Annotated in this window: 7 protein-coding genes; 5 read left to right on the top strand and 2 right to left on the bottom strand. The window is 35.1% G+C overall.

Annotation, left to right across the window (positions count from 1 at the left end; translation table 11 throughout):
• Positions 1-19: 19 nt before the first annotated feature.
• Positions 20-2,299, bottom strand: coding sequence for a beta-N-acetylhexosaminidase (locus AC2D8I_RS12655; protein ID WP_484706386.1), 2,280 nt, complete (start codon positions 2,297-2,299; stop codon positions 20-22).
• 41 nt (positions 2,300-2,340) lie between these two features.
• On the opposite strand from AC2D8I_RS12655, the gene AC2D8I_RS12650 reads away from it, so the two are divergent.
• The 4 genes from AC2D8I_RS12650 (at position 2,341) to polA (ending at position 11,289) form a co-directional block, all read left to right on the top strand.
• Positions 2,341-5,274 (top strand): GH92 family glycosyl hydrolase, encoded by a 2,934-nt coding sequence (locus AC2D8I_RS12650; RefSeq protein WP_484706385.1) that lies wholly within the window; start codon positions 2,341-2,343, stop codon positions 5,272-5,274.
• Positions 5,275-5,367: 93 nt separating this feature from the next.
• A complete protein-coding gene (locus tag AC2D8I_RS12645; protein ID WP_484706384.1) occupies positions 5,368-7,035 on the top strand; it encodes an MFS transporter in 1,668 nt (555 codons plus the stop codon).
• 174 nt (positions 7,036-7,209) lie between these two features.
• Positions 7,210-8,223, top strand: coding sequence for an isoaspartyl peptidase/L-asparaginase family protein (locus tag AC2D8I_RS12640; RefSeq protein WP_484706383.1), 1,014 nt, complete (start codon positions 7,210-7,212; stop codon positions 8,221-8,223).
• Positions 8,224-8,451: 228 nt separating this feature from the next.
• Positions 8,452-11,289 (top strand): DNA polymerase I, encoded by a 2,838-nt coding sequence (gene polA, locus AC2D8I_RS12635; protein ID WP_484706382.1) that lies wholly within the window; start codon positions 8,452-8,454, stop codon positions 11,287-11,289.
• Position 11,290: 1 nt separating this feature from the next.
• Here polA and AC2D8I_RS12630 read toward each other — a convergent pair whose 3' ends face one another.
• A complete protein-coding gene (locus tag AC2D8I_RS12630; RefSeq protein ID WP_484706381.1) occupies positions 11,291-11,647 on the bottom strand; it encodes a hypothetical protein in 357 nt (118 codons plus the stop codon).
• 105 nt (positions 11,648-11,752) lie between these two features.
• Between AC2D8I_RS12630 and AC2D8I_RS12625 the strand changes: the two genes are divergently transcribed.
• Positions 11,753-12,592: a tyrosine-type recombinase/integrase gene (locus tag AC2D8I_RS12625; protein WP_484706380.1), complete on the top strand. Its 840-nt coding sequence runs from the start codon at positions 11,753-11,755 to the stop codon at positions 12,590-12,592.
• Positions 12,593-12,755 lie beyond the last annotated feature (163 nt).

Below are 12,755 nucleotides of genomic sequence, written 5' to 3'. Positions count from 1 at the left end.
CTCTATTTTTAATGACTTATTAATTTATGATAATTTCATCAATAAATGTCCATGCCTTATAACCGCTACCTTGCATCCCTTCAGGAATAACACCGTAATTCGGTATTCTCAGTACAATTGTCTGGGTTTGTATATTATTGAAATGAGATTTAAAATCTACAATCAAAGGCTCTGAATCTAAAGAAAATGCTTTAAAATCGACCCCATTAAAAGAGACCTCAACTGTTTTTGGGGCATATATCCATTGCCCATTCGCATTATAAAACCGTGTAGTTATACTATTCACTTCTGTTATGTTTCCTAAGTCTATAGTTACCATTACATCTTCTCCAGAAAAACCAAGCCATTCCTTATCTCCATAACGCGCATCACTTCCGCTAATACCATTAATCAAGCCTGCTTTACCACTTCCAATATAGGCTTTATGTGGTTTGGGTATCAAGCTAATGTTTTTCCCTACAGCTTTATGATAATTAAATTCCTGTGTTAAAATGTTACCTAACGCAACTTCCTCATTAAAAACAGCCGCCTTAAGTACCATACTTTTAGTTATAGGTATTAATGTATCATAGCGCTTAGATGTCCCAACAGGTACACTCCCGTCTAAAGTATAACGAATAGTATTATTTTTAGTCGTTGTTTTTAATTTAAACCCTTTTTTATTCTCTTTAGAAATCAATTCCGATTTTACCTCATATAAATGATTTGCATAGTTAATTCCCAAGACCTCTAATCGCTTATTAAATACCGCTACCCGAGAAACAAATTCGTTATAATTCTTTTTATTGCCCTTTGACCAAACCACTTCACTCATTGCCATAATACGTGGAAAAACCATATATTCTACTCGCTCTTCAGTTGGCATGTATTCCGTCCACACATTACCTTGCGCTCCCAATATATAGCGCTGTTCCGCGACATTTAAGGCCTCAGGAATAGGATTAAAGTTATACACCTTCTCTAAAGGCAAAAACCCTCCTATTGCAATAGGTTCGCCCTCATTTGTAGATTGATAATAATCAAAATAACAATGAGATGTTGGCGTATTAATAACATAATGCTTCTCTTTAGCTGCTGCTACAGCCCCAGCGGTACCTCGCCATGACATTACGGTGGCATTTGGTGCCAACCCGCCTTCTAATATTTCGTCCCAGCCTATAATCTGCCTCCCCTTACTATTTAAATACTTTTCAACCCGTGAAATAAAATAGCTTTGCAACTCATGTTCATCTTTTAAACCTTCTTCTTTTATTCTTCGCTGACAATTATTACAAGCCTTCCATCTTGTCTTTGGAGCTTCGTCTCCTCCAATATGAATATACTTACTAGGGAACAATGCTAAAACCTCATCTAAAACGGCTTCAATAAACATAAATGTGTCTTCTTTTGTACAATAGATATTCTCAAAAACACCCCATTTTGATGCAACAGCAACAGGCGCTCCAGTACAACCAAGTTCTGGATATGCTGCCAATACTGCTTGTGAATGGCCTGGCATTTCAATTTCCGGGATTATAGTAACGTTACGATTGCTAGCATATTTTACAATTTCCTTTATTTCTTTTTGTGTATAAAATCCCCCATATTTCTTTCCGTCGAATCGGTGAGGCTGATCACTATAATGCCCTATCAACGTTTCTTTTCTAAATGCTGAAATTTCATTAAGTTTTGGATATTTTTTAATCTCGACACGCCAGCCTTGATCTTCGGTTAAATGCCAATGAAATGTATTCATTTTTAACATCGCCAAAGCATCAATATATTGCTTAATAAAGACTATTGAAAAAAAATGACGGCCAACATCTAAATGCATCCCTCTATATTCAAATTGAGGCGCATCTTCAATCTTTAAACATTGAATAGCCACTTGTTTTTCTTTAAATTTTCCATTTTCAAAACTTACAGGAAGTAATTGCCTCAAAGTTTGCACCCCATAAAATGCGCCTTGATCTGTAGCAGCTATAATTTTTATCGCTTTAGAAGAAATTTCTAATTGATATCCTTCCTTATTTAATACTAGACTATCCTTTACAAAGGAAATAACATTCTCCCCAACTGTTTTTTTTAATTCAATTCGATGAGAATTATTTATATAAGATTCTAAAAACCGAGCCGACACTTTAAACTCTTCATTAAACTCCAAATGTGTTTTAGAACTTAATACAAATTGCCCTTCAAAAACCTTTTGCTTTAAAGGGATAGGAATTACATTTGGCGTAACAACCTCCAAAGAAGCCTCCTTACAACTAAAAACAATACCGATAAAAATTAAAACAAGGAATAATCTATTGCTATGCATTTTCTTATATTAGATGCCATAAATGTACTAATCTATTTTTAATGACGCTTAAACCCATTCTCGTTTTTATTATCCTACTGCTATGCGTTTCCTGTAAAAAAGCAGTAGATAATACCCCTGCCGTAAAAGACAAACCATTAATCACTTATGTAAATCCTTTTATAGGCACAGGTGGTCATGGTCATACTTATCCTGGAGCTACTTTGCCTTTTGGAATGATGCAACTTAGTCCAGACACAAGACTAGATGGCTGGGACGGCTGTTCGGGTTATCATTATAGCGATTCATACATCTATGGGTTTTCGCATACACACCTGAGTGGCACTGGAGTAAGTGATTATGGTGATCTTTTATTAATGCCGACCAATGACGTTAATTTTAATAATGGTGCTAATGGCAAAAAAGGATATAGAGCATCATTTTCTCATAACAATGAAAAGGCTAGTCCTGGATATTATCAAGTACACTTGGACAGCACCAATATAGATGTTGCCTTAACCGTTTCTAAACGCAGTGGAATACACAAATACACGTTTCCTTCTGCTAAGGATCAAATCCTTATTTTAGACCTTGAACATCGCGATGAATTACTTTCTGGTAATATCGAAATGATTTCAGATTACGAAGTGACTGGCTACCGTCATTCAAAAGCGTGGGCTACTAATCAAAAACTCTTTTTTTACATCAAATTTTCTCATCCTATAATAGATGGGGAAACAGGATATAGTCTAGCTCCAAACAAAGCGAAAAAAGCCTTTTTTAAATTTAAAAACCCAAACAACGAGCCTGTTTATGTTAAAATAGGAATCTCTGCCGTAGACGAAACAGGCGCCAAAAATAATTTTAAGGAAGAAATAGAGAACTTTTCCTTTGAGCAAATTAAAACAAAAGCTGAAAACAACTGGGAAACGCAATTAGCTAAAATCGTTATAGAAAGTAACAACAACGATTATAAAAGTAATTTTTACACCGCAATGTACCATGTCGCTATTGCCCCCAATTTATATCAAGATGTTGATGGGCGTTACCGTGGTATGGATTTAGAGATTCATAAAACTGAGGCTTTTGATTACTATACTGTATTTTCACTTTGGGACACTTATCGTGCAGCACACCCTTTATACACAATTATTGATCAAAAAAAAACCAACGATTTTATTAATACTTTTTTAGCAAAGCATAACGAAGGCGGCATTATGCCCATTTGGGATTTAGCAGGCAATTATACCGGTTGCATGATTGGCTACCATGCTGTTCCTGTTATTGCTGACGCTTATCTAAAAGGCATAAAAGACTACGATACAGAAAAAGCAATGCAAGCGATGCTACACAGTGCAACACGTGATAAACTAGGGCTAGAAAGCTACAAATCCTTTGGATTTATTCCAGTAGAAAAAGAAAGTGAATCGGTTTCAAAAACCTTAGAATATGCCTATGACGATTGGACAATTGCACAAATGGCTAAAGCGATGCAAAAACCAGAAATATATAAAACCTATACAAAACGAGCGCAATACTACAAAAACATTTTCGACCCCGAAACTCAATTTATGAGAGGTCGTTTTCGCAACACATGGTTTGCACCTTTTGATCCTTATGAAGTAAATTTCAACTATACCGAAGCTAACGCATGGCAATATAGCTATTACGTGCCCCAGGACATTTCTGGATTTATAAATTTACTTGGAGGCAAGAAACAATTAGAATCAAATTTAGATAAACTATTTATTGCCGAAGACAAAACTTCTGGAAGACATCAAGTAGATATTACAGGATTAATAGGACAATATGCCCATGGCAACGAACCAAGTCACCATATGGCTTACCTCTATAATTTTGTAAACAAACCATACAAAACTCAAGAAAAAATACACCAAATATTAACAACATTGTACACCAATACCCCTGATGGTATTTCAGGAAATGAAGATTGCGGGCAAATGAGCGCTTGGTATATTTTTAGCGCGTTAGGATTTTACCCTGTTACACCTGCTTCGAACACATATATTATTGGAACTCCTTTATTTAAAAAAGCAACCATTTCTTTAGAGAACGGGAAACAGTTTACAATTAACGCAACCAATATTAGTGATACAAATAAATATATTGATTACGTATTACTTAACGGTAAACAACTCAACACTACCTTTATTACTCATAACAACATTATGGAAGGTGGCCTTTTAGAGTTTGTTATGACCAACACACCTTCCACTTGGGGCACAAAAGAAGGAGAAGAACCTAAAACAGCAATCTCTGAACATTTAATTGTTTCGCCGCCGTTCATCGCAAAAGGAAAAACAGCTTTTAACGGCTCTACTACAATAACACTACAGAGCAATACCAAAGACGCCATTATCTATTATTCTACAGATAATACTCCTTTAAAAAAATATAAAAAGCCCTTTACAATTTCTGAAGCATTAACACTAAAAACTTATTCTGAATTAAAGGAACAAAAAAGCCCAACCATTGCGACTTCTTTTTTTAAAATAGACCCCAATTTATCGCTTAAACTAGAAACAGAATATGCCAACCAATACAATGGTGGCGGGAAAGACGCCTTAATAGACGGCATTGTAGGAGCTGCAGATTTTAGAACAGGAACCTGGCAAGGTTACTTTGATAAGGATGTTATAGCAATAGTAGATTTAGGAAGCATAAAAGATATAAACACCGTTAGTATTGGGTTTTTACAAGATCAGCGCTCATGGATTTTTTATCCAACAAAAATAGAATGCCTCGTCTCTAAGGATGGGAAAAAATTCATCCCTTTTGCAAAAAGTCAAGAGGTAAAAACTATAAACCCTTCAGAAAAAGTTACCATAAAAAACATAACCTTTAAACAAAATAAAGCAAGTTACCGATACGTCAAAGTCATTGCAAAAAAGCTTGGTGCATTACCAGAATGGCATTTAGGCTACAAACATAATGGCAGGAGTTGGCTATTTGTAGATGAGATCGATATTAAATAACCTGTCCTTTTACAATTAACAACGCCTATATTTAAATCTATTTTTAGAACCCTAATTTTCACCTTTTTTTAGTCTGAAATAACAAATCGAATTATGAATAACCAAAACAACAAATCAGCATTAACTACTCTAGTCACCGTTTTCTTTTTCTGGGGATTTATTGCAGCATCAAATGGTGTTTTTATCCCATTTTGTAAAACCTATTTTAATATTGATCAATTTCAATCTCAATTAGTCGAATTCGCGTTTTATGGCGCTTATTATATCGGCGCACTCCTTTTATTTATCATTTCTGGATCTATAAAAAAAGACATTATAAATTCTTGGGGATATAAAAAGGGAATCATATACGGGTTACTTTTATCTGCTATTGGAGCTTTTATAATGTATCCTGCTACCGCTGGAGCCGAGCAAGGTCAAACTCAAGTTTTTTACTTCGTATTAGTTGTTTTATTTATTGTTGGCCTTGGCTTTTCCTTACAACAAACAACAGCCAATCCTTTTGCTATAGCATTAGGAGACCCTAAAACAGGCTCCCATCGTTTAAATTTGGCTGGTGGAATTAATTCTTTCGGCACCACTATAGGCCCCGTAGTAGTTTCCCTCATTCTTTTTGGATCTGCCGTAAGCGGAGAAGAACTTACAACAATGATTAAAAATAATGAAATAAAACTAACAACTATTCAGGCCCTATATATAGGTGTTGGTCTTTTATTTCTACTAGCTGCTGCTTTGTTTCATTTCTCTAAAAAACTCCCTGCTTTAAAATCAGACACAGCATTCGAACCTGCTAACAAAGCCCGCAACTTACTCATTGCATTAACACTGATTATTATAGCGTGTTTCGGATACATCTTTAGCACCTATTCTGGGTCTCAAGAAACAGCTTCAGAAAGTTTAGAACAAACGCGTTTAATTCTATTATTTGTAGCGCTATTTGCGGTCATCGCTTCAATATTTATAGCTCGCAGCCTTTCAGCAAAAAAAGCCGATGGTTGGGGCGCTATGAAATACCCGCAACTGGTATTAGGCATGTTAGCGATCTTTACATATGTTGGTGTAGAAGTAACAATAGGAAGTAACCTAGGAGAATTATTAAAACAAGTGAGTGATGAAGTAAAAAACCTTAACCCTTTAGGCTTGCCTGTTTTTAATGATGCTGAGATTGCACCATTCATCTCATTATACTGGGGAGGCTTAATGATTGGACGCTGGGTTGGAGCCATTACTGTTTTTAATCCTAGTAAAGGCTTAAAAAAAGGCTTATTAATTATTGTGCCCTACATTGCTTTTGGTGTTATCTTATTAGTAAATTTTGGAAAATACTCTATAACTGAAATATTATTATTTTGCATTTGTATCGCCGTTCAAATTGCAGGCTTCTTTATTGCAAAAGACAACCCCGTAAAGAGCCTTAAAATATTTAGTTTACTCGGCGTATTTGCAATGCTAATAGGACTGTTTACCTCTGGAAACCTAGCGCTATTTGCATTCTTATCTGGTGGACTATTTTGTTCTATTATGTGGCCTTGTATTTTTACATTAAGTATTGCTGGCTTAGGAAAATACACTTCGCAAGGCTCTGCATTTTTAATTATGATGATCCTTGGTGGTGCTATTATTCCGCCTTTACAAGGTAAAATTGCAGATATTTTTAGCATACAATCCTCTTACTGGATTGCTGCCATCTGTTTTGGATACTTATTATTTTATGCCTTTAAATCAAAAAGCATCTTAGACAAACAAGGAGTTGCTTATTAAGGCTTTCTAATCTAAAAAATTAAGGGCTTATAAGTTTTACCTATAAGTCCTTTTTTATTTCTAATACGCCTTTAGTTTTGGTTATACTTAGCAAAAATAAAACCGATCAAGACCAAACAGTTTTTCTATAATTAATTAAAAAATGATACCTTGTAGATTAAATAAACTACGATAATGAAACGCAGAGATTTTTTAAAAAACGCCTCTTTAACAGGCCTTAGTTTAGCCGTTGGAAGCACGCTATCTGACGGTAAAGATAGCCTTGTTTCGCAAAATTTGGAAACTAACGACACACTCACAAACAGCAAAAAGGTTTCACTACCTATAGTTATTGCTACTTGGAATGTTCCTAATGCAACAGCTAAAGCCGGTGCTACACTGCTAGCAGGAGGCTCCTTATTGGATGCTCTAGAACAAGGCTGTAGGGTTGAAGAAGCAGACACTAACAATCAATCTGTTGGTAAAGGTGGACGACCAGATAGGGATGGCAACGTGACATTAGATGCTTGCATAATGAACAAATATGGAGATTGTGGCGCCGTTGTTTATATGCAAAATATTACTCATGCTATCTCGGTTGCTAGAAAAGTTATGGAAGAGACTCCACATGTAATGCTTGCAGGGAAAGGGGCCGAGGATTTCGCTGTTTCTAAAGGAATGCAGAGAGAAAACCTTTTAACAGAAGCCTCTAAAAAACAATGGCAAGAATGGTTAATAGATGCCAAATATAAACCCATCATAAATATTGAAAACCATGACACCATAGGCATGTTAGCTATGGATAAGAACGGGGACCTCTCTGGCGCATGTACCACTAGTGGCTTGGCCTACAAAATGGGTGGCCGCGTAGGTGATTCGCCTATTATTGGATCTGGATTATTTATAGATAATGAAGTTGGCGGTTGTGTTGCCACTGGCATGGGCGAAGAAGTAGTAAAAACTGTTGGCAGTTTTCTTGTTGTTGAATTAATGCGTCAAGGAAAATCGCCTCAAGAAGCTTGTGAAGAAGCCATTAAGCGCATTGTAAACAAACCAAACAGTAATTACAAAAAATTTCAAGTTGGCTATATTGCCATAAATAAACAGGGCATAACAGGTAGTTTTTCTATTCATCAATGGTTTAGCATGACCAAATTTCAAGATGGTGAAAACAAAAACTTCCAGTCTAAATTTATTGTAAAAGCTTAACAAAGTTAAAAAAACACAAACTCATTTATAAATTAAAAGCAGAAGTCGCCTACTAAAAATCAAGCTTTACTTATAATAAGCAGCATGCTTTTTATTAACACGTTCTCGCTCTTTAAAAGCAGAAGTTTTGTATTTTGCGGCCTATCTGTTTTTAGGTAAACTCTAGCCCTTTTTTAAAGCTCTAGAATTTGCTTATATAAACCTTATTTTTAACATAACATTTCTACAATGTCTGATCAAAAACGTCTTTTTTTAGTTGATGCCTTCGCATTAATTTTTCGTGGGTACTATGCCTTTATTAAAAATCCTAGAATAAATTCTAAAGGGGTAGACACATCAGCGGTAATGGGGTTTATGAATTCGTTATTAGATGTTATAAAGCGCGAACGCCCAGACCATCTAGCGGTATGTTTTGATAAAGGAGGTAGTGTAGATCGCGTTGAAATGTTTGAAGCTTACAAAGCTAATCGCGATGAAACTCCAGAAGCCATAAAAATTGCGATTCCCTTAATTCAAGACATTTTACGCGCTATGCACATTCCTATTATGGTAAAATCGGGTTTTGAAGCCGATGATGTTATTGGAACCTTAGCTAAAAAAGCAGAAAAGGAAGGCTACAAAACCTTTATGGTCACCCCAGATAAGGATTTTGCACAATTGGTCTCTGAAAATATCTTTATGTATCGCCCTGTATTTGGCGGAGGATATGAAACATGGGGCATTCCAGAAGTACAGAAAAAATTTGAAGTTACCGACCCCATACAAGTGATAGACTACTTAGGAATGATGGGAGATTCTTCAGACAATATTCCCGGCTTACCTGGTGTTGGCGAGAAAACGGCTAAAAAATTCTTAGCAAAATATGGCAGTATGGAAAACCTTTTAGCCAATACACACGAACTAAAAGGTAAAATGAAAGAAAAGATAGAAGCCAATCGGGAGCTAGGATTACTTTCAAAAAAACTAGCAACAATTATGTTGGATGTTCCTGTAACATTTAGCGCCAAAGATTTCGAAATGTCGCAACCGGATATTCCTGCTGTAACCACTATTTTTCAAGAGTTAGAATTTAGACGCTTAATAGATAATTTCACCAAAACATTTAGCCCCACAGAAGCCTCTCCTGCATCTAATAAAGCAGACACTCAAACTATTACTAAAGCACAAACCGCTGCGGGCGCAGGTCAATTCTCTTTATTTGGAGGAGATCCCTCGGGAGCGAAAACAACAGAAACTACAAAAGAGTTCTCAAGAAAAACAGCAACAACAACGCCACATTTTTATCAAAGTATCGTCTCTGGAATCGCCTTAAAACTGTTCCTCAAAAACCTAATGAGTCAAACCAGTGTGTGTTTTGACACAGAAACAACAGGCTTGAATCCCTTAACAGCAGAATTGGTAGGCATTTCCTTTTCTTGGGAGGCTAAAAAAGGGTTTTACATTCCGTTTCCTGAAAATAAAGATGAAGCTCAACAGCTTATAGAGCAACTCAGACCCTTCTTTGAAAATGAAAAGATTCAAAAAATTGGACAAAACCTTAAATACGACATTAAAGTACTACATAAATACAACCTTTCTGTTAAAGGGCCTTTGTTTGATACAATGCTAGCACATTATCTAATCAATCCAGATATGCGCCATAATATGGAGGTACTCGCCGAGACGTATTTAAACTACTCGCCTATAGCCATAACAACACTTATAGGTAAAAAAGGAAAGCAGCAGCTTTCTATGCGAGAAGTCCCCTTAGATAAATTAACAGAGTATGCTGTTGAAGACGCAGATATTACATTACAATTAAAAGAACATTTCCAAAAAGAATTGGGGGATGCTAATACACAAAAGCTATTCAACGATATAGAAATACCTTTATTACGTGTTCTAGCTGCAATGGAATTAGAAGGCATTAATTTAGACCTTCCCTTCTTAAATTCGCTTTCGGAAGCATTAAACAACGATATTAAAGCTTTAGAAGCTAAAATTTACACTCAAGCTGGAGAGGAATTTAATATTGCCTCACCAAAACAATTAGGTATTGTTTTGTTTGAAAAGTTAAAATTAGTGAGCAAGCCTAAAAAAACAAAAACAGGTCAGTATTCTACTGCCGAAGATGTACTTTCTTTCTTAGCCAAAGATCATGAGATCATCCAAGACATATTAGATTATCGTGGGTTATCCAAACTAAAAAGTACTTATATTGACGCTTTGCCAACACAGGTAGACACACACACTAATCGCGTGCATACAGATTATATGCAAACGGTTGCTGCTACAGGACGCTTGAGTAGTAATAATCCTAATTTACAAAACATCCCCGTACGCACAGCACGCGGAAGACAGGTTAGAAAAGCCTTCGTTCCCAAAAACAAAGACTACGTTTTACTGGCTGCCGATTACTCTCAAATAGAACTCCGTATTATTGCTGCCTTAAGTGATGAAGAAACCATGATTACAGCTTTTAAAAACGGAGAAGACATTCATGCCGCTACCGCTGCAAAAGTATTTAACGTTCCTTTAGAAAACATTACTAGAGAACAACGTAGTAACGCTAAAACCGTGAATTTTGGAATCATATATGGTGTTTCAGCCTTTGGACTAAGTAATCAAACTAATTTATCTAGAAGCGAGGCAAAAGCACTTATAGACACCTATTATGAAACCTATCCGAAACTACGTAAATACATGAGTGATCAAGTCCATTTTGCGCGCGAGAAGGGTTATGTACAGACTGTTTTAGGGCGTCGCCGTTACCTCAAAGACATTAACTCCCGTAATGCTGTTGTTAGAAGCGCAGCAGAACGTAATGCTGTAAACGCCCCTATACAAGGGAGTGCTGCCGACATTATAAAAATAGCGATGATTAACATTTATAATAAACTAGAAATCGGAAATTATAAAACCAAAATGTTATTGCAAGTGCATGACGAATTAGTATTTGACGTTTATAAGCCCGAATTAGAAACAATGAAACAGTTAATTAAAGTAGAAATGGAAAATGCTTTTGAATTAAAAGTCCCATTAGATGTAGAATTGGACACAGGCTTAAACTGGCTAGAGGCCCATTAATTTAAGTTTTTCTTACAATTAATACCGTATCGTTTGAGAAGCTCATCCAAGCAAAATCGTAAATCCAGTGGTATACTTTATCATTTTTGTTCGTGTGATAGTGCGTTAAGTAATTAAATCGAAATTGCTTTTCTTCTAAAATTATTCGTGATACTTTTTTCTGCACACGATTCTTCCCCATAACTTCAAGAAGAATAGACCGGTTTCGATGTAAAATACGGTCAATTTTTATTGAAGCCTTTAAAGTCACACGTCTTAAATTGGTGTGATAATAATTTTTACACCTTAAAGAGCAAAACAACTTATCACTTCTACCAAGAATATCTTTTTTACAAATTTTACATTTTTTACTACTCAAAACACTGGTTATTATTGATTTTCACATTAGTCGTTTTTAACGGTTAATATACAACTAATATTTTAACACACTAAAAATCAAACAAAAAAGACTTATTTTTACATTATGGCCATATGTACTGAAATCGCAAAAAAATTAAAACGAAAAAACTATTCAAAGAGTACTCAAGACACCTATTTACACTACATTAAAAACTATCTGGATTTCTGTAACGAAAAAAAACTTAACTCTTCCAGTAATATAGAGTCATTCATACAACAATTAATTTCAAAAAAACGTTCAATAAGCACCCAAAACCAAGCTATTAATGCAATTAAATTCTATTTAGAAAACATACTTCTATTAGATAAAGTTTATTTAAAAATAGACCGTCCTTTTAAACCCGTTTTTTTACCCACAATTCTTTCATTAGAAGAAGTTAAACGTCTTTTTAACAATACCCAAAATAAAAAACACAAAACCATACTTAAAACCATTTATGGTTGCGGTTTAAGAATAAGTGAAGTTATAAACCTAAAAATTAAAGATATTGATAGCGCTAGAAATTGTATTATAATTAAACAAGCCAAAGGTAAAAAGGACAGGCTTGTTCCATTACCCCAAGAATTATTATTAGAATTAAGGCTCTATTATAAAATCTATAAACCTAAAACATACCTGTTTGAAGGTGTTTCCCAAAAAACAAAGGAAACCACCAGTATTCCATATTCGACATCTAGTATTAGAGCGTTTCTAAAACTCGCAGTTAAAAAAAGTAAAATTCTGAAAAAAGTCACACCACACACCCTACGACACAGCTATGCTACGCATTTATATGAATATGGAGTTAACCTAAGAAGCATTCAAGTATTACTAGGTCATAATAGTAGTAAAACTACCGAAAAATACACCCATGTATCCAATGTACATATAAATAAAACACCTAGCCCCTTATCTTTTCTATAAAAATTAAAACTATATTGCATAAGGAATATAAGTGCAAGTGAGTTGCACTTATACAATAGTTAGGCTTAATTAGAAAAAGATGATGAGCATCAAGAAAATAATTCAAAAATCAATATTCTTTACACCTTTTTATTTTGGTATTGTAATTCTATATAATCTTGTT

The sequence above is a fragment of the Lacinutrix sp. YIN62 genome (assembly GCF_057219185.1).
This window is presented reverse-complemented; position numbering and strand designations above follow the sequence as displayed.

Coding starts and splice junctions, on each gene's coding strand:
- AC2D8I_RS12625 (WP_484706380.1), top strand. CDS start 11,753: ATGGCCATATGTACTGAAATCGCAAAAAAATTAAAACGAAAAAACTAT.
- AC2D8I_RS12655 (WP_484706386.1), bottom strand. CDS start 2,299: ATGCATAGCAATAGATTATTCCTTGTTTTAATTTTTATCGGTATTGTT.
- polA (WP_484706382.1), top strand. CDS start 8,452: ATGTCTGATCAAAAACGTCTTTTTTTAGTTGATGCCTTCGCATTAATT.
- AC2D8I_RS12640 (WP_484706383.1), top strand. CDS start 7,210: ATGAAACGCAGAGATTTTTTAAAAAACGCCTCTTTAACAGGCCTTAGT.
- AC2D8I_RS12650 (WP_484706385.1), top strand. CDS start 2,341: ATGACGCTTAAACCCATTCTCGTTTTTATTATCCTACTGCTATGCGTT.
- AC2D8I_RS12645 (WP_484706384.1), top strand. CDS start 5,368: ATGAATAACCAAAACAACAAATCAGCATTAACTACTCTAGTCACCGTT.